The following is an 18,052-nucleotide window of genomic DNA, read 5'->3' on the forward strand; positions in this document are numbered from 1 at the left end:
GGGAGACCCGTTAATCACACAATCGACATATGTGGTGAAACCTGCAGACCCGGCGAGTCAGCATAGGCTGATCACCCACACGAAAATCAAGCGGGTAACCGATTTACACGGTCGGACGCCGAGCGGACACGCGGAGTCATTTCATCGATTCCTGCAATGTCGACCTGTCGTCGGAAAGTTAATTTCGGCACGGTTGACAGGGCCGGGGAAAAGTCGTAGAAAAGATCGCCCTCGCCGCCCGGTCACCTGTCGCACTCATTTCCACCCTGCCGTCTCGCGCCGTCACGCCGCGACACCGGACTCCTACGGCAAGCGCCCGGCCGGTTCAGGGTTCCGGTGACACTTCGCGACTTTTGGGGTCGAGGTCGCACGAGAACGGCCACTCCGTGATTACGCGAAGTTTGTGAAGACACCGAAGATCACGCGGTGGCCGCAGCCGACGGCGTCGGCCATGAGGTTGAGCCAGGCGAAACCCAGGTGAATGAGAGCGGAAAGGAACGCGTCCTGACGGCCCACAGCGGGTCGAGTGTGTCGGCGGGCGACGGGTCCCGGCCCCGCGTCGTTCAGCGCGGGGCCGGAGCGCACGGTGATCCGCTACGGAGCCAGGATGGCGTCGATGGCGGCGTGCAGGTCCGGTTGGGGGCCGATGTGGTGGGGGTCGCCGGCGGGCTGCGGCGTGCCGGTCAGTTTGAGGGTGTCGCGGACCTGGGCCGGGGTGAGCACCCCGCTCGCCGCCTTGGCGACTCCCTGGAGGTCGGCCACCGCGCCGGCGACGACGGCGCTGGCGCTGGAGGTGCCGCTGAAGTAGGGCGCGTACATCTTGGTCGGATCGGTCTCCGAGGGGGTCAGGTCCTGCCAGCCGGGAACGCCCAGGGTCGCCACGCACGCGCCGTAGGCCTGGACGTCGACGCGCGAGCCGTACGTGGAGAACGACAGCGCGGTCCGCTCGGCGGCAGGGGTGGACCCGGTGCAGTTCGTCCCGCCGGGGCTCGGCGGCGCTCCCGCGCCGACCATGACGGCGCCGGAGTCGGGACGTCCCATGACGGTGACGGCGTAGGGGTCGGTCGGGTCGTCGAGGTCGTTGCCGCCGTTGCCCGCCGCCTCGACCACGGTCACCCCGGCCGCGGTCGCCAGCACCGTCTGGTCGTAGACGCTGCTTTCCAGCTCCCAGGGATACCAGGGACCGGAGATCGGTATCGCGCTCTCGTACACGAACACGTCGCCCGGCACGGAGTGCGCGGTGGCGTAGGCGACGGAGTCGGGAATGTCGGTGCCGGTCAGGTGCAGCTTGGCGTGCGGCGCGATGCCCGCCATGCCGACCCCGTTGTCGTCCTGGGCGCCGATGACCCCGGCGACGGCGGTGCCGTGCTGCACCGCGAAGTCGTTGGAGCACGGGTCGCCGAACATGGTCGGCGACTGGACCACCGCACCGGTCGCGACACGCCCGGCCAGGTCCTCGTGGCACATGTTCCACGAGTTGGTCACCCCGAGCAGCGGGGTCGGACCGGTCCGGGAGGTGGTGGTGCCGTCGCCGAGCCGCCCGCTGCCGTTGGAGCCCCAGACGTGGAACACCGGGCTGACCTTGCTGACGGTGTGCGCCAGGCCCGCCGCGATCGTGTCAGCGGACAGGGAGAGCGCGACGGGGGTGGTGGAGTCGACGACGGTGCCGTTGCCGAGCTGCCCCTGGGCGTTGTCGCCCCAGGTGTACGTCGTCGCGGGCGAACCGGCCGACGCCGTCGTGACGGCGCTGTGCAGGGAGCCCGCGGAGACGCTGCTGACGTTGGCCAGGCCGGACACCGCGACCGGGGTCTTCCTGTCGACGACGGTGCCGTTGCCGATCTGCCCCTGGGAGTTGTCGCCCCACGCCTTGACCGTGCCGCTGGTGAGCAGGGCGAGCACGTGGTCGGCGCGGCTGCTGACCTGGCTGACGCCGGTCAGGCCGAAGACGGTGACAGGGGAGGTCCGGTCAGTGGTGGTGCCGTCGCCGAGCTGCCCCTGGCTGTTGTCACCCCAGGCCTTGACCGTGCCGCCGGAGAGCAGGGCGACCGAGTGGGCGGTTCCCGCCGCGACGCTGCCGAACACGGTGGACACGCCCGTGAGGCCGGGGACGACGGTCGCGGTCGAGGAGTCGGCGCCCGTGGTGCCGTAGCCGAGCTGGCGCTGGCTGTTGTCACCCCAGGCCTTGACGGTGCCGTTCGACAGGACGGCCAGGACGTGGCCGGCGCCCGCGCTCACGCCGACCGCGTTGGTGATGCCGGTGACCTGCACCGGGACCGAGCTGTCGACGACGGTGCCGTTGCCGAGCTGGCCCTGGCTGTTGTCGCCCCAGGCCCACACGGTGCCGTCGAGCTTCAGCGCGACCGAGAAACCGTTGCCGGCGGAGACGGCGCTGACGCCGGTCAGAGTGGGGATCCGCACCGGGACCTTCTTGGTCGTGGTGTTCCCGATGCCGAGCTGGCCCTGGGAGTTGTCGCCCCACGCCCACACATTCCCGGCCCCCAACGCGCCCCACGCCATCATCAGCGTGTGCTCGTCGCCCGCGGAGATCGACTGCGGCCCCTGGTTCGGGAGCACCGTGCTCTGCACCTCGAGGTCGGTGACCGTGATGCCGTCGCCCTTGCCGCCGGGCTGCGCGTTGGCGTACTCGGCGTCGACCCCTCCGCCCTGTACGGAGTTGGCCGCGTTGCGGTACTTCTGGTGCGAGCTCAACGGCTCGCTGGGAGACGCCAGGTTCGGCCTGGCCTGGGCGATCTCCACCGACGGCAGGGCGTTCAGGTCGCCCAGCAGCGACTCGATGCCCTCGGGAACGGTGACGACGAACCACGAGTTCAGGTCAGGCAGCTCACGGCCGGTCCGCTTCTCCAACTGGAGGCGCTGCCGGGTGACCTTCTCCTCGGACGTGCGCGACAACGGCCTGATCGACGCGCCCTTGTGCTTGGCCAGCACCCGCTGCACCTCGGCGGCGTCGGCGGTGTTCTCCGCGACCAGTTTCTGACCGCGGAGCCGTACGGTCAGATCTGGCTTGAACTTCACCGTGAGCTGGGTCGTGGAGAAGCCCTCGGGAAGCGGGCCGTGCGTGCCCGGTGCTTTCCCCTTGTCCTTGCTGTGGTCGTACGCCGGGACCGGTTCGGCCGAGGCGGGGCCCGCCGGTGTCACAGCCGACAGCGTGCCGACGGTCACGGCGAGCACGGCCGCGGCGAGCCGCCGCATCGACGACCGTGACCTTCCGCGATCCCGAGCATTGGAGTGAGCTGACAACGAATTCTCCTCTGGCGTCTTTCGCGACGCACGAGTTCAGAGCCTTGCAGTCAGTGATCCCGGGCATGCCGACCAGCGGCGGCATGCCCACCCGAGCACATCGGTCCGAGGCGTCACCACCGTCGGAAGACCCGTTACTCGCACAATCGACATGTGTCACGAAAACAACAAACTCGGCGAGTCAGCATAGGCCGATCACCCGCTCTAAAATCAAGCGAAAAAGCGATTTACACGGTCGGCCATTAGGCGAACGCGCGGAGTCATTGCATCGATTCACGGCAGAACGGAGCCAGCACTCAACGGCTCATTCAAATGCGCTTGACAGCGGCCGAAGAACGTCATAGAAGTGATGGCCCTCCGACGCCCGGCCGTCCGCCGCACTCCGTGTCCACGCGGTCTTCGTATGCCTTCACACTGGGAGAAGGGCGACTCTCGCGGCACGTGCCCGGCTGATTCCACCACCGTGAAAAGAACGCACGCAGCACACTTTCTCCTCGAAAACGGGGCACGTCCGGAGTGGCGGATTCCCGCACGAGGCGGAGCCGAACGAAACATCCGGTGAAACAGATCAGAAAGAAACGTGTCCGGGCGTCCCCTGCGGCGCGGAAAATCCCTTCCCCGCCGCGAGGGCGAAGCCGGCGGTTCTCAGGGCGCGGATGCGACACGGGGACGACCGGGCGACTCATCCACGCCGCCCTCCCCCGGACGCCGTACGGGAGCCCGCGAGGGCCAGGGCGGCGGCGAGGCAGGCCACCGGGAAGACCGGCAGGACGTATCGGTGGTCGAAGTCGAGGACGGCGACCGGCGCGACAAGCAGGAACATCGCGACGGCCCAGGGCAGCAGGGCCTGGCGACGCCGTGGCAGTGCGCCGAGCACGCCCAGCAGCAGGACCGCGCCCAGCAGCGGGCCGTGCAGATACGCGGGGTAGCGGTAGGCCGCCAGCAGGCTCGCGTACGGCTCGACGGAGTACATGCCGCGGATGTCCGAGTCGTACTCACGACGGACCTGGTCGATCAGCGGGAAGTCGGGCAGCGGCCAGCTCCCCCTGGGAAAGGTGAGGGAGGCGTTGACCCGTTTGGGGTGGGCGACCGGAGTCCAGGCGAAGGTGAGGGAGGTGTCCCTGACGACCTCGCGGAGATAGTCGAGCGGCTGGGCGGCGATGGCGCGCAGGGCGAAGGAGCGGGCCAGGTCGTTGTGGGAGAACCGGTCACCGGGCAGTTTGTTGAGCGAGGAGCCCGGGGCCCAGACGTACTCGGAGGCGGCGTCGACGACCGAGCCGTTCGGACACAGTCCGGCCTCCCGCGTCGGCGGTTCGATCACCGAGCAGTCGGCGAAGGTCATGGTGCGCGCCCACAGTGCCACGCCGTCGGAACCGCTGAGCGCGAACCTGCCGTGGTGCGCGGCGTACCAGCCCGCGTAGGCCGTCAACGGCAGGATCGCGGCCAGCGCGAGCGCCGCCACGGGCCGCCGACCGATGCGGCGCACCAGGAGGTGGAGCAGGAACAGGCCCAGGAGGGGTACCGCGACCGTCCGGGTGAGCCCGGCGAGCGCGAGCAGCAGGCCCGCGCCTGCGGCGGCCGTGACCGACGGCTCACGACGCCACAGCAGAACCGTGAGCGCGGCCGTGACCAGGAAGATGAGCTGCGTGTCCGACAGGACGGCGTGCTCCAGCCTCAGGAACGCCGGGTCGAACAGGACGGGCAGCGTGGCCGCCGTCGCCCCCCACGCGGGAAGCGACCGGCGCCGCAGTGTCGCGTAGACCATCAGGCCGATGCACAGCCCCATGGCGTGCTGGACGCCCGCGATCACCTCGACGCTGTGGAAGGGACGCAGCAACCACAGCAGGAAGGGGTAACCGGTCGGGTGGAACTGCCCGGACGGCCTCATGTGCACGGCGGTGTCGAGGTAGGTGAAGGAGTCGTACCAGTAGAGCTGGGCGGGCCGGTAGCCCAGCATGGTCACCGCCCGCAGCGCCGCCGCCGCCGCGACGACCAGCGCGAACAGCCAGTGGTCCGCGAGGGCTCGGCGGAGTCGGCCGTCCCCTCGGCGCGGAGCGGACGGGCCGTGCCCTTCCGGTGGGATGAGAGGTCCGTACGCCTCCGGGGGAACGTGCGGGTCACGCGTCTCCGGTACGGCGGGCGGGGCGGGCGACTCCGGTGCGGCGGGCGGACCGGACGTCCCCGGTGCGGCGGGTGGGGCGGGCGACTCCGGATGGGGCATCGGTCGATCTCCTGTTCCGGCGGGGACGGTCGCCCTCACCGGTGGTGGAGTAGAGCGAATGATCGCTAACCTGGGCGTCACCGAAACTGGTTACGCCCGCGTTATACGACTTGCGGCACGCTGGGCGGAACGCGCGTTCTGTGCGCGTCGGGGCGTTCAGGGGGAGGGGTCGTTGCGCGTATTGGTCGTCGAAGACGAACGCATGCTCGCCGACTCGATCGCCGAAGGCCTGCGCGCGGAGGCCCTGGCCGTCGACATCGCCTACGACGGTGACGCCGCGCTCGAACGGCTCGGTCTCCACGCCTACGACGTGCTGGTCCTGGACCGGGACCTGCCTCTCGTGCACGGCGACGACGTCTGCAGGGCCGTCATCGGCTCGGGGGCCCTCGTCAGGATTCTGATGCTCACCGCCGCGGCCGACGTCCGCTCCCGCGTGGCGGGGCTGTCCCTCGGCGCCGACGACTACCTGCCGAAGCCGTTCGCCTTCGAGGAGTTGGTCGCCCGCGTGCACGCGCTGGGCCGTCGGGCCAGGCCCGCCGATCCGCCGATGCTGGAACGGGCGGGCGTGCGGCTGGACAGCGCCCACCGGCAGGTCTTCCGCGAAGGGCGGTACGTGCCGCTGGCGCGCAAGGAGTTCGGCGTGCTCGCCGAGTTGCTGCGGGCGGGTGGGGCGGTCGTCTCCACCGAGGACCTGTTGGAGAAGGTGTGGGACGAGCACATCGACCCCTTCACCAACGCCGTGCGGATGACGGTGATGAAGCTGCGCCGCAAGCTGGGCGATCCTCCCGTCGTCGAGACCGTCCCCGGGGTGGGGTACCGCATTCCATGAAGCCGACCATCCGGACGCGGTTCGCACTGGCCTGCGGCGGGATCTTCCTCCTTGTGGGGTCCGTGCTGCTCGGAGGCATCTACTTCCTGGTGCGCAACAGCCTGGAGCCTCGCGACGGGCTGGGACAGCCGGAGTACATCATGGTCCCGAACGGCTACTACCAGCGTCGGACCCCTGAGTACGAGGTGGCCGTCAAGCGGGTGGAGCAGACGCGGCGCATCTACCAGCGGGACACGCTGAGCACGCTGCTCAACGTGGGAGGCTTCGTGCTCGTCGTGACCGGCGCGGGAGCGGTCTGGTTCGGCTGGTGGGCGGGCCGCTGGGCGCTGCGCCCTGTCCAGAAGGTGACGGAGACCGCCAGACGGGTCGCCCAGAGCCACGACCTCACCGAGCGCATCGCCTACACCGGGCCTCGTGAGGGGGTGGCCGAACTCGCCGACATCTTCGACACCATGCTCGCCCGGCTGGCCCGCGCCTTCGACGGTCAGCGCCGCTTCGTCGCCAACGCCTCGCACGAGCTGCGCACCCCGCTCACCATCAACCGGACGCTGGTGGACGTGGCGGTCAGGCGGCCGGACGCGACCGAGGACGTCAGACGGCTCGGCGAGTCCCTGTTACTGGTCAACACCCGGCACGAACGGCTGATCGACGGGCTGCTCGCCCTGGCGGAGGGCGAGCAGACGGTCATCGACCGGCGTCCCTTCGACCTGACGGACGTGGTCGAGCACGTCCTCGACCAGGCGGGGGCCGAGGCGGAGGAGCGCGAGGTGACCCTGCACCGGCTGCTGGACACCACGCCGACGGCCGGGGACCCGGTGCTGCTGGAACGGCTCGTGCAGAACCTCGTGGAGAACGCGATCAGGCACAACCAGGCGGGCGGCGAGGTGTGGGTGACCACCAGGCAGCGTGCGGGCGTGGCCGAGCTGGTCGTGGCGAACACCGGGCTCCAGGTCCCGCCGTACGAGATCGAAACGATCTTCGAGCCCTTCCGCAGGCTCCACGGCGACCGGCTGCGCTCGGAACGCGGCAGCGGTCTGGGGCTGTCGATCGTCCGAGCCATCGCCAACGCCCACGACGGCACGGTCACCGCCCGCCCCCGCGAGGAGGGCGGCCTCACCATAACCGTCGAACTCCTCGACGCCCCGCCGACCTGACCTGGGGCGACGGACAAGGCGCTCTGTCCGTACGGAAATTCCGACAAATGCCTTGAAGTAGCGTCAATTATCATCGAATCCCGACCCGCATCGACGCTGAGTCCGAATACCTGGTAGGACGGGGGGAACGCCCGCCCTGTGAACCGCGGGCCTAAGGAGTTTTCCCATGTCATCGGAGAGTGCGAGCGCGCTGTTTCTGTCGTCGGGCTCGCGGGGGAACGCCATCGTGATCTGTGCCGTCGGCGAACTCGACTACGACTACGCGCCGATGTTCCGGCAGGAGCTCAGCGAGCTCTGGGGCGCCGGCACGGGCGCGGACCCCTCCCCCTCGATCATCCTCGATCTCACCGGCCTCACCTTCTGCGACTCGACGGGCCTCGCCGAGCTGCTGTGGGCGCTGCACCGGAGCAAGGAGACCGGCACTCACCTCGTCCTGGCGGGTGCGAACCGCACACTGCGGCACATGCTGACCACCACGGGGCTGCTGCAGTTCTTCGAGCTGTCCTCCTCGGTGGAGGAGGCCCTGGAGGAACGGTGAGATCGCCCCGTACGGGGCGGGCCCGAGGGACGCTCCGCGGGGTTCTCGCCGGGAGCCGGAGCCGGAGCCGGAGCCGGGCGCGGACCCGGGCGCGGCCGAGGGCCGAAAGCCGGGAGCCGGACGCGGACCCGGTCGTGGCCGGAAGACGGGCCTCGGATCCGGTCGCGGCCGGGAGGCGGGCGTCGGTCAGGGCCGGGGAAGGGCGATGTGGAGGCGGATGATCGTTCCCGTCTCGGGGGTCGAGCGGATCTGCACCAGGTCGCACAGCTGGTGGACCAGCCACATGCCCCGGCCGTGCAGCGAGCGGGCGTCGGGAGCCCTGCGGCCGATCATGGGGTCGCTCATCACCCCCTCGTCCCTGAACTCGCAGACGAGCGTGCCCTGCCGTACCCAGGTGCGGAGGGTCCCCCGCCCACCGCCGTGCGCGATGCTGTTGCCCGCCACCTCGGTGACCGCGACGAGGGTCTCCCGCAGCCTGTCGCCCTCCAGGCCGTACGGCGTCACGCAGGCGACCACCTTGTCGCGGACCGCCGCGAGGTCTCCCCTGGTGTAGGAGAACTCCTCGAAGGGGTCGCAGGCGGGCTCAAGGTCGTCCCAGACGAAGGGCTCCTGGACGAAGCCGGGGACCTGCCGGTGCCCTCCGTCCCCCAGGGCGAACGGGTGACACCTGCTGACGCCCCGGATGATCTCGGGATCGACCGTGCCGGTGTCGTAGGGACACAGCAGCCACCAGGCGGGCGAGCCGGTGAAGGCCAGGTTGAGCAGCCACTCGTGGTAACGCAGCTCCTCGATCTCCGCGGTGCCGCGCCCGTTCCAGTCGGTCTCGCCGATGCCGCGCACCGGCCTGCCCTCTCCGGCCCGCTCGCTGATCCACCGCTGCCAGGCGGGGATGAGCCGGGCGGGATTGCGGCCGAGCGCCGAGGTGTCCATGAACACCACGCTCGGGTCGGGCCCGGTCAGCTCGTCGCGGAGCATCCGTTCCCTGTCCTTGGGGACGGACACCAGGACGACCTCGTCCGCCGCCAGGGCGTCGTCGATGAAGGACAGGACTCCGGTGAGGAACTGCGCCTCACCCGAGTAGGAGTAGATCTCGTGACGGAGACCCGCCGCGTCCGCCACGCCGGTCGTCTCGGTGGTCATGGCGTCAGCTCCACGGGTATCTCGCAGTTGCTGTAGCCGAGCATCTCCCAGCACGCCCTCACTGTCGGGTTCGCGCCCTCGACCGTGATCCGGCGGACCGAGCCGCCCACGGCGGTCTCCGCGAGCGCGCGCATCCCGGCGGCGTCCATCAGCTCCAGCTCGTCGAGGCGGAGCCGTAGCACCGGCGAGAGCGCCGTCGCGGCGACCAGGGCCGCGCCGAACGCGGCGGCTCCGTCGGAGTCGACCACTCCGCACACGGTCCAGCTGTCCGGGCCCGAGTTGAACATCCGAAACGACGGTCCAGAACGTCCGTTACCCAGTTCACGTGGGTGCACACATGCGACCTGGTCCAGGATGGCCGCGCCGAAACGGTCACGGCCGTAGGCGCAGACCATGATGGCCTCGCTGTCGGCGACGAGCTCGTCGAGGCGCAGCTCGTGGTCGATCAGCACGTCCGGGCCGACCTCCGGCGACACGAGCTGGTCCATCACGGCGAGCACGCGAAGGGCGCGGTAGCCCTGGCGTCCCGCCATGTCCGCCTCGCGCCGCACGAGGCCCCGCATCGACCCCAGGTCGGGCGTCGGGCCGTCGCCGCGGACCGAGCGCGGGTCGACGAGGACGGCGTCCCTCGGGACGCCCGCGGGCGGGAAGGGGGCGAGCGGCGACCCGACGATGACCACCTTGTCGCCGAAGAGCTCGCCGTCCGCCAGGAACGCCGAGGTGGCGGCCGCGTATCCCTGGAGCGGGTCGACGGTCCAGCACACGTGCTCGCCGACGTCGACCAGATCGAGCGTCGGCGTGACGCCTGACTTCCGCACCGCGAACCCACCTCGCCCTCGCAGCGACACCCCCGGCGTAGCCTAGTGCCCTCCTACGACTCCAGAGGGATGACGTCCTCGTCGTAGGCGGCCAGCAGGGCCGCCGCCACCTCGGTCACGTCGAGCTCGACGACGACCTCGTCCCCCGAGGCGACGCCCCGGTCCGACACCGCCAGGCCGATCAGCGCCAGCGACGCCGCGCGGTCGCGGACGCGGGCCTGCTCCGGTGTCTCCCGCCCCACCTCGCCCTCCTCGTCGCGCTCCCACGCGGCGATCGCGGTCCCGGCCAGGTCCCTGGAGAGGCGGACGGTGAGGCGCGTGACCTGGGGTCCGAGGAAACGGCCGATCTCGGCGAGGACCGCCGCGTCCTGGCGGTACCTGGTGTACTCCTGGCTCTCATCCACGTCCCGAGCCTACGCAGGCCGCCCCGCCCGCCGCCCTCCGGTGTCACCGATTTGACCCTGTCCGCCACGCGTGGTCACTGCGCGTACGGCGGCAGCGGCGACAGCGGCCGCCGCGCATCCCCGGCCGGTTCCCTCACCCTGCCGTGGCGGCTGTCCGCCCGGCAGGACCGACCTGGATTTCCCGCGACCGCGGTAACCCCGAGTCCCTCCACCCGAGAAGTTCCAAGAGGCATGTGAGTAAATCGCACACATCAAACTGGTAAGTGAGCCAAAATCTTCTTACGGGAAAATCCACTATTCCTCGAAAGTGGGGTCCCGATGCGGAAGACGGTGCCGCGGAAGACCGCGGAGGCTCTGCCCGAGCGGCTCGACGGGCTGCCCGTCGAGCCCCGGGAGTTCGTCCAGCTGGTGTCCGTGGACTTCGCGGGAACCTACAACGTCTACCTCGCCGCCAAGGACGAGCGGCTCAAGATGACCCGGCTCTCCATGAGCCTGCTCGCCGCGCCCTTCGCCGCCACGATCGCGCTGGCGAGCACGAAGGTGATCGACCCCGCGGCGCTGGCCTCGTGGGACAGGGTCCCGTGGTACCTGTTCGCCGTGGTCGCCGCCTTCGGGCTGCTGAGCGTCCTGCCGTTCCTGCGTCTGATCGAGGCGGTGAACGCGCACATGCGGACCGCGCGGGCGCTCAACAACTTCCGCCTGCTCTACGTGGTCCAGCTCAAGGACCACTTCTCGGCCCTCGGCTGGACCCCCAACCTGCCGGTCGACCCCCGCTATCCGGAGACCTACGCCCCGCTCGCCTGGCCGGGGATCAACGTCATGATGCTCGCCCTCGTCAACGGCTCCTACATCGCCGTCGGCGTGCTCGGCCTGGTCGGCGCCGACCCCGACGCCGCGCTCCTGGCCGTGGTGATCGGGCTGCTGGCGCTGGTGCACTACTTCGCGTACTACGTCCGCGCCAATGTCTCCCGGCAGCGCCGGCTCCCACAGAATCCCTTCCATTTCCCCAATGTGGAGACCTGAATGCCCGACCTTCTCAGATTCGTGTCTTGTGGGGAGACGTGGATCTGGTTAATGCGACACGTGAGGAACAACGGCGGGCCCGCCGAGGACGACCGGGGCCCGATCATCGAAGCCCCGGCGGTGCTGTTCGAGATCGCGGGACTCGGCTGGGAGGACCCGATACTGCGCTCCTACGGCGACGCGGGAAAGATCCCGCTGTACAGCAGGAAGTTCAGCGAGAACACGGTCGTGCCCCCGTTCAAGTACAGCTACGGCGGGCGGCTGCGCCGTTTCCTCGGCGTGGACCAGCTCCGCTGGGTGGCCGGGGTGCTGCGGGCCAAGCCGTACTCCAAGAGCGGCTGGATCTCCCTCACCGCCCCCGGCGAGTCGCCGGACGCGGTGCCCTGCCTGACCAGCCTGGCCTTCAGGCTCCGCGACGGACGACTGGTGATGACCGCCGCCTTCAGGTCGCAGAACGCGTACACCTCCTACCTGAACTACGTTCCGCTGCGTAGTATCCAGGGCGAGGTCGCGGACGACCTCGGGGTGAGCTGTGGATCAATGAGGGTCTTCGTCGACGTGCCCCACATCTACGCCGCGGACGCGGCGGCGGTCGGGGAGATCCTCCGGCTGTCGGAGCGCGATGGGCTCGGCGGGGAGACATCGGTACGGGGTCCTGCTGGTCGACCTGGACGGGACCGTGGTCGACTACGCCCGGACGGAGCGCGACGCGCTTCATGAGGTTCACCGCCGTTTCTTCCGGATGAGCCGCGCCGAGTTCCTCACGGCGTTCCACGCCGCGAACGAGCCGCTGTGGGCGGCCTACCGGGAGCACCGGATCACCCTCGCGGAGCTGCGCCTCGAACGCTGGGCCAGGATGGGCGCCCCGCCGTCGGTCGCGTCCGCGTTCGAGGACGCGCTCGGCCGGAACGTGGCCCTGTTCCCCGAGGCCAGGGCCGCGCTGCGGCGGCTCTCCCGGCGGTTCAGGCTGGCTCTGGTGACCGACGGCATCGCCCACGTCCAGCGGGCCAAGCTGCGCCGTACCCGCATCGGCGGGTTCTTCGAGCAGGTGGTGATCGCGCCCGAGGTCGGCCTGCGCAAGCCGGACGGGGCGCTGCTCCACCACACCCTGGACCTGCTGGCCGTCAGGGCCCGCGACGCCCTGATGATCGGCGACTCCCCGGTGAGCGACGGCGGCTGCGCGGAGGCGGCCGGGGTGGACTTCTGCTGGGTGAACCGCACCGGAGCGGCCCCCTGGCCGGGCATCCCCGTCCGCCGGACCGTCAACGGCCTGGCGACCGTCCGGTAGGGCGGTCACGAGAAGAAGAACCGCCCGGCCTCTTCCCGGATCAGCCAGGCAGACGCCTGACCCGCTCGGAGGACGGGTCGTAGAGGGGTTCGGCGGCGACGGCCGCGCCGATCCAGGCCCCGGTGACGCCGACCTCGACGCGGTCGCCGGGGGCGACGCCCTCGGGCAGGTAGGCGTAGGCGATCGAGCGCTCCACCCGGTGGCCGTACCCGCCGCTGGTCACGCGCGAGGCGGGCCTGCCGTCCACCCGGACCGGTTCGCCCCCCAGGCAGACCTGGCGAGGGTCGTCGAGCACGAGACAGAACAGCCGCCTGGCGGGAGCGCCGCCGAGATCGTCCGCGGACACGTCGGAGGCGGGCGCGCCGGAGCGGGGACGTCGGGAGGCCTCCAGCGCGGCCCTGCCGAGGAAGTCCTTGTCCCCGGCGACCGCGAAGTCCAGGCCCGCCTCGAACGGGGTGGTCTCCGGGGTGACGTCCAGGCCCCAGACCCGGTACCCCTTCTCCAGGCGCATCGAGTCGATCGCGCGGTAGCCCGCCGGGCGCATGCCGTACGGCGTGCCCGCCGCCATGAGCGTCTCCCACAGCGTGAGGCCGTACTCCGAGGGGCAGTACAGCTCCCAGCCGAACTCGCCGACGAACGTCACCCGTTGGGCCAGCACGGGGACGTTTCCGACGGTGATCTCCCTGGCCTTCATGTATCCGAAGGTCAGGTCGTCGTCGGAGAGCGAGCCGAGGACGGCCGGCGCGCGCGGACCCCACAGGCAGTAGCAGGCGTGGGCGGAGGTGACGTCGCGGACGTCGAGGCCGTGGCGGCGCAGCCAGGCCGCGTCGTGGACGCCGAAGGCGGTTCCGGTGACCAGGCGGAAGCGGTCCTCGGCCAGGCGGGTGACGGTCAGGTCGGCCTCGACGCCGCCGCGGTCGTTGAGCAGCTGGGTGTAGACGACGGAGCCGGGGGGCCGGTCGAGCTGCCCCGCGCACACCCACTGCAGCCCCTCCAGCGCGCGGTCGCCCGACACCTCGAGCTTGGAGAACGAGGTCTGGTCGAACAGGCCCGCCGCGTCCCGGGTCGCCAGGCACTCCGCACGGATCGCCGAGGACCAGATCCGGCCCGCCCAGCCCTCGGGACGCCCCCGGCCGCCGGTGCGCCCAGGCGCGTGCCCGCCGGCCGGCCCCGGTTCCGACCGGCCCGTGTCGGCCTGGCCCTCGGCGGACGGGACGGCGTCGACCGGGACGGCGTTGGACTCGAACCAGTTGACCCGCTCCCAGCCCGCCTTCTCGCCGAACACCGCCCCCAGCTCCGCGTGCCGTACCCACGCGGGGGAACGGCGCAGCGGCCTGGCGGCGGTGCGCTCTTCGCCGGGGTAGACGATGTCGTAGTACTTGGAGTAGGAGTCCAGCGCCTTCGCCCGCGCCCACCGGGCGGATCGGGCGTGGGTCCCGAACCTGCGCAGGTCCATGCCGAACACGTCGTACTCGGGCGTGCCGTCCACGATCCACTCGGCCATGACCTTGCCGACGCCGCCCGCCGCCGCCAGGCCGTGCACGCAGAACCCCGCCGCCGTCCACAGACCCCTGACCGGGGTCTCCCCCAGCAGGAACTCCCCGTCCGGGGTGAAGGCCTCGGGACCGTGGACGACCTTCACGATCGAGGTACGGCCCAGCGCGGGAACCCGCCGCGTCGCCGACTCCCAGGACTCCTGAAATTTCGGCATGTCCGGGGCGAAGAGTGTCCTGGGCTCCTCCAGTGGGCGTTCCACGTCCCAGATCTCGGGAGTCCGGATGTAGCCTCCCACCAGGATCCCGCCGCCCTCCTCCCTGAAGTAGACGATGTTGTCCGGGTCACGGACCGTCGGCGTCGAGGCGGGGACCCCGAAGGGCTCGGTGACGACGTACTGGTGCTTGATCGGCACGATCGGGATGTCCACCCCGGCCAGCCGTCCGACCCGCCCGCTGGCGGCTCCCGCCGCGATGACCACGACCTCGGCCCGCAGCGACCACTCCTCCCAGCCGACGCCCGAGCCCGGACCGACCTCCGCCCCCGAGCCTGAGCCCGGACCGACCTCCGCGCCCGATCTCGCCCCGGAGCCCCCGGCCGAACCCGAGCCGACGCCCGAGCCGACGCCCGTGTCCATGTCCATGTCCATGTCCGTGTCCGTGCCCGGCTTCACACATGACGCCAGGCGAAGCCCGGATACCTCGCCGCCGACCACCTCGATCCCCGTCACCCGGGTGCCGGTAAGGATCCGCACGCCCAGCTTCTCCGCTCCCGCGACCAGCGCCCTGGCCAGCAGCGCCGGGTCGAGCCAGCCGTCCCCCGGCAGCCAGAGCGCGGCGCGCACGTCACGCACGTCGAGCAGCGGCAGCATCTCGCCCGCCTCGGCGCCCGACAGGACGGAAAGGTCCAGGCCGTAGGTCTCCCCCGCTCCCGCCAGACGCAGGGACTCCTCGACCCGCTCGGGCGTGGTCGCCAGGCGCAGTCCGCCGACCCCGCGCCAGCCGGGGTCCATCCCGGTCAGCTCGGCCAGCTCGGGATAGAGCCCCGCCGAATACATGATCATCTTTGTCTGGGTGACGGTCGAGCGGAGCTGGCCGACGAACCCGGCCGAGTGCCAGGTGGTCCCCTCGGTCAGCTCGTGCCGCTCGACCAGGACGATCTCGGTCCAGCCGAGCCTGGCCAGGTGGTAGGCGACGCTGCACCCGGCCACCCCGCCGCCGATCACGACGGCCCGCGCGGAGTTGGGAAGTTTCAAGGTCGGCAACCCCTCTGTAACGACTCTGTCCGCGGCATCAGATCAATGGTATGAAGGTAGGCCAAAGGAGTGCGGCATGCCAGATGCTCTCGCAGAGGTCCGGGAATGGGCCGGACAGCCCGTCGTCGAAACGCCGATCAAGGGCGGGCTCAGTCACCGGATCGCCCGCCTCGACGCGGCCGACGGGCAGCGCTGGGTGCTGCGGGTGCTCGACCCCCGGGTCTCGGAAGCCGAGCTCGGCATCCCCCTCGACCTGGAGATCGCCAACACGCTGCTGGCGGCCGAGTCCGGGGTCGGCCCCCGCGTCCTGCGCCGGATGCCCGACGCCCTCCTGCTGGAGTATCTGGACGGTTCCACCCTGGACGCCCCCGCTGTGAGAGCGCTCCCTGCACCGATCGCGGCAGCCTGCCGCAAACTGCACGCGGGTCCCCGCTTCGTCAACGACTTCTCCGTCTTCCGCAAGCTCGAACGCTTCCTCGACCTGTGCCACACCCACCAGCTACGCAAACCCGACGGCTACGAGGACCTGCTGGGGACCGCGGCGGAGATCGAGCGGGCGCTGGCCGCCCGTCCGCTGCCCGCCGTGCCCTGCCACAACGACCTGCTGCCCGCGAACTTCATCCGCTGCGGCGCCGAGATCAGGATCGTGGACTACCAGCTCTCCGGGAACAACGATCCGGCCTTCGAGCTGGGCGACATCGCCGCGGAGGCGGACTACGACCCGGAGCTGACCCGTGGCCTGGCCCGCGCCTACTTCGGCGAGGACGACCCCGGGCTGACCGCCAGGGTCAGGCTCAACCTGATCATGTCCAACCTGACCTGGACCCTCTGGTTCGCCGTGCACCACGGGCTGTTGGCCGAGCAGGCCGCCGCGGCGGACTTCAACTACGAGGCGGAGGCCGCCGGCAAGTTCGAGCGGGCCGTACGGGACATGGACGACCCGGGGTTCGGCCGGCTCGTCGACGACGTCCGGGGCTCGCACCCCGGATCTTTCACCCCCCGCAAGAAACGCACGACGCAAGGAGGCTTGAGTGACCAAGCCAGCCCAGCAGGACGAGGACGCGAAGAGACTCGCTGAACTCGGCTACAAGCAGGAGCTCTCCCGCACCTGGAGCGGCTTCTCCAACTTCGCCATCTCCTTCTCGATCATCTCGATCCTGGCCGGGTGCTTCACCACCTTCGGCCAGGCCTGGAACAACGGCGGTCCGATCGCCATCTCATGGGGCTGGCCACTGATCTCGATCTTCATCCTCGTCATCGGCCTGTGCATGTCCGAGCTGGTGTCCGCCTACCCGACGGCGGGCGGCATCTACTGGTGGGCCGCCAAGATGGGCAGGCCGGTCCACGGCTGGTTCACCGGGTGGTTCAACCTCATCGGGCTGATCGCGGTGACCGCCTCGGTCGACTACGGCTGCGCGACGTTCACGAACATCACCCTCAGCCGGTTCGTCCCCGGCTGGACCCCCACCCTCACCAGCGCTTTCCTGCTGTTCGCGGTGATCCTCGCACTGCACGCCCTGATCAACGTCTTCAGCCACCGGCTCATCGCGGTCCTGCAGAACGTCTCGGTGTGGTGGCACGTGTTCGGCGCCGCGGTGGTCGTGCTCATCCTGGTCTTCGGCCCCGACTCGCACCAGTCGATGTCGTTCGTCTTCACCGAGACGATCAACAACTCGGGGTTCTCCGACTCCTCCTACTGGTTCTACGTGCTCCCGCTCGGATTCCTGCTGACCCAGTACACGATCACCGGCTTCGACGCGTGCGCGCACGTGTCGGAGGAGACCCAGGGCGCCTCGACCGCGGCCGCCAAGGGACTGTGGAAGTCGATCTTCTACTCGGCGATCGGCGGCTGGATCCTGCTGCTGGCCTTCCTGTTCGCGGCCACCGACGTGGACGCGATCAACAAGGCGGGCGGCTTCGTCGGCGCCGTCTTCGACACCGCGCTCCCCGGCAACCTGGCCACGGCGATCTTCGCGATCTCCACCGTCGGCCAGTTCTTCTGCGGCATGAGCTGCGTGACGTCGATGTCCCGGATGACCTACGCCTTCTCCAGGGACGGCGCCGTTCCCGGCTGGCGCCTGTGGTCCAGGGTCGACGCCAACCGGACCCCGGTCAACGCGATCGTCTTCGGCTGCGTCGCCGCGCTGGTCCTGACCCTTCCCGCCCTCTACGAGGCCCCCGGCGGGCTGCCGCTGGCGTTCTACGCGGTCGTCTCGGTCGCGGTCATCGGCCTCTACATCGCCTTCGCGATCCCGATCTGGCTCAGACTGCGGATGGGCGACCGGTTCCAGCCGGGGCCGTGGACGCTCGGCTCGAAGTACAGGGTCATGTGCTGGATCGCGATCGTCGAGATCGTCGTCGTGTCGGTCTACTTCGTCATGCCGCTGGTCCCCGCGGCCGTGCCGTTCGGCGAGGGCTTCACGTGGAGCGCGGTGAACTACGCGCCCCTCGTGGTCGGCGTGATGGTCCTCTGCGTCGGGCTGTGGTGGGCGTTGTCCGCCCGGCACTGGTTCACCGGGCCGCGCCGTACGGTCGACGACGTCGACGACGTCGGCGAGGAGCAGCCGGTCGGCTGACCGGCCGCCGAACCGGTCACGCCCCTGAACCGGTCGTGTTCCTGGGCCGGTCGT

At 70.3% G+C, this 18,052-nt stretch carries 14 protein-coding genes; 8 read left to right on the top strand and 6 right to left on the bottom strand.

Annotation, left to right across the window (positions count from 1 at the left end):
* Nucleotides 1-594: 594 nt before the first annotated feature.
* Both PKF00_RS19770 and PKF00_RS19775 read right to left on the bottom strand, forming a co-directional pair.
* Nucleotides 595-3,210, bottom strand: a complete 2,616-nt coding sequence (locus tag PKF00_RS19770; protein ID WP_271219043.1) for an RCC1 domain-containing protein — start codon at nt 3,208-3,210, stop codon at nt 595-597.
* A 730-nt stretch (nt 3,211-3,940) separates the two neighbouring features.
* Nucleotides 3,941-5,479, bottom strand: a complete 1,539-nt coding sequence (locus PKF00_RS19775) for a phospholipid carrier-dependent glycosyltransferase (protein WP_271219044.1) — start codon at nt 5,477-5,479, stop codon at nt 3,941-3,943.
* A 172-nt stretch (nt 5,480-5,651) separates the two neighbouring features.
* Here PKF00_RS19775 and PKF00_RS19780 point away from each other — a divergent pair, with 172 nt between their 5' ends.
* The 3 genes from PKF00_RS19780 (at nt 5,652) to PKF00_RS19790 (ending at nt 8,000) form a co-directional block, all read left to right on the top strand.
* Nucleotides 5,652-6,308 (top strand): response regulator transcription factor, encoded by a 657-nt coding sequence (locus PKF00_RS19780; protein WP_271219045.1) that lies wholly within the window; start codon nt 5,652-5,654, stop codon nt 6,306-6,308.
* Nucleotides 6,305-7,462, top strand: a complete 1,158-nt coding sequence (locus PKF00_RS19785; protein WP_271219046.1) for a sensor histidine kinase — start codon at nt 6,305-6,307, stop codon at nt 7,460-7,462. Before PKF00_RS19780 ends, PKF00_RS19785 begins: the two co-directional genes overlap by 4 nt.
* Before the next feature lie 166 nt (nt 7,463-7,628).
* Nucleotides 7,629-8,000: an STAS domain-containing protein gene (locus PKF00_RS19790; RefSeq protein ID WP_271219047.1), complete on the top strand. Its 372-nt coding sequence runs from the start codon at nt 7,629-7,631 to the stop codon at nt 7,998-8,000.
* A gap of 186 nt (nt 8,001-8,186) precedes the next feature.
* Here the strand turns inward: PKF00_RS19790 and PKF00_RS19795 are convergent, their stop codons facing one another.
* The 3 genes from PKF00_RS19795 to PKF00_RS19805 are packed head-to-tail and all read right to left on the bottom strand — an operon-like array spanning nt 8,187 to nt 10,362.
* Entirely contained in the window at nt 8,187-9,140 is a 954-nt protein-coding gene (locus tag PKF00_RS19795) for a sensor histidine kinase (protein ID WP_271219048.1), read from the bottom strand.
* A complete protein-coding gene (locus PKF00_RS19800; RefSeq protein WP_271219049.1) occupies nt 9,137-9,958 on the bottom strand; it encodes an MEDS domain-containing protein in 822 nt (273 codons plus the stop codon). The genes PKF00_RS19795 and PKF00_RS19800 overlap by 4 nt, the downstream gene beginning before the upstream one ends.
* A gap of 53 nt (nt 9,959-10,011) precedes the next feature.
* The gene (locus PKF00_RS19805) at nt 10,012-10,362 is read right to left on the bottom strand and encodes a hypothetical protein (RefSeq protein WP_271219050.1); all 351 of its coding nucleotides are present in this window, start codon (nt 10,360-10,362) and stop codon (nt 10,012-10,014) included.
* 318 nt (nt 10,363-10,680) lie between these two features.
* On the opposite strand from PKF00_RS19805, the gene PKF00_RS19810 reads away from it, so the two are divergent.
* From PKF00_RS19810 to PKF00_RS19820, 3 genes are read left to right on the top strand one after another with little or no spacing between them, the layout of a single operon-like run.
* A complete protein-coding gene (locus PKF00_RS19810) occupies nt 10,681-11,385 on the top strand; it encodes a hypothetical protein (RefSeq protein ID WP_271219051.1) in 705 nt (234 codons plus the stop codon).
* A gap of 51 nt (nt 11,386-11,436) precedes the next feature.
* The gene (locus PKF00_RS19815) at nt 11,437-12,105 is read left to right on the top strand and encodes a thymidylate synthase family protein (RefSeq protein WP_271219052.1); all 669 of its coding nucleotides are present in this window, start codon (nt 11,437-11,439) and stop codon (nt 12,103-12,105) included.
* Nucleotides 12,008-12,673, top strand: coding sequence for an HAD-IA family hydrolase (locus PKF00_RS19820; protein WP_271219053.1), 666 nt, complete (start codon nt 12,008-12,010; stop codon nt 12,671-12,673). The genes PKF00_RS19815 and PKF00_RS19820 overlap by 98 nt, the downstream gene beginning before the upstream one ends.
* A gap of 40 nt (nt 12,674-12,713) precedes the next feature.
* Here the strand turns inward: PKF00_RS19820 and PKF00_RS19825 are convergent, their stop codons facing one another.
* On the bottom strand, nt 12,714-15,422 hold the full coding sequence (locus tag PKF00_RS19825) for a GcvT family protein (RefSeq protein WP_271219054.1): 2,709 nt from the start codon (nt 15,420-15,422) through the stop codon (nt 12,714-12,716).
* 76 nt (nt 15,423-15,498) lie between these two features.
* Between PKF00_RS19825 and PKF00_RS19830 the strand changes: the two genes are divergently transcribed.
* Complete coding sequence (locus PKF00_RS19830; protein WP_271219055.1) at nt 15,499-16,500, top strand: phosphotransferase; 1,002 nt, start codon at nt 15,499-15,501, stop codon at nt 16,498-16,500.
* Nucleotides 16,454-17,998 (top strand): amino acid permease, encoded by a 1,545-nt coding sequence (locus tag PKF00_RS19835; RefSeq protein WP_271219056.1) that lies wholly within the window; start codon nt 16,454-16,456, stop codon nt 17,996-17,998. Before PKF00_RS19830 ends, PKF00_RS19835 begins: the two co-directional genes overlap by 47 nt.
* The last annotated feature ends 54 nt before the right edge of the window (nt 17,999-18,052 follow it).

Origin of the sequence: Streptosporangium carneum (assembly GCF_027922005.1) — a bacterium.
GTDB lineage: Bacteria > Actinomycetota > Actinomycetes > Streptosporangiales > Streptosporangiaceae > Streptosporangium > Streptosporangium carneum.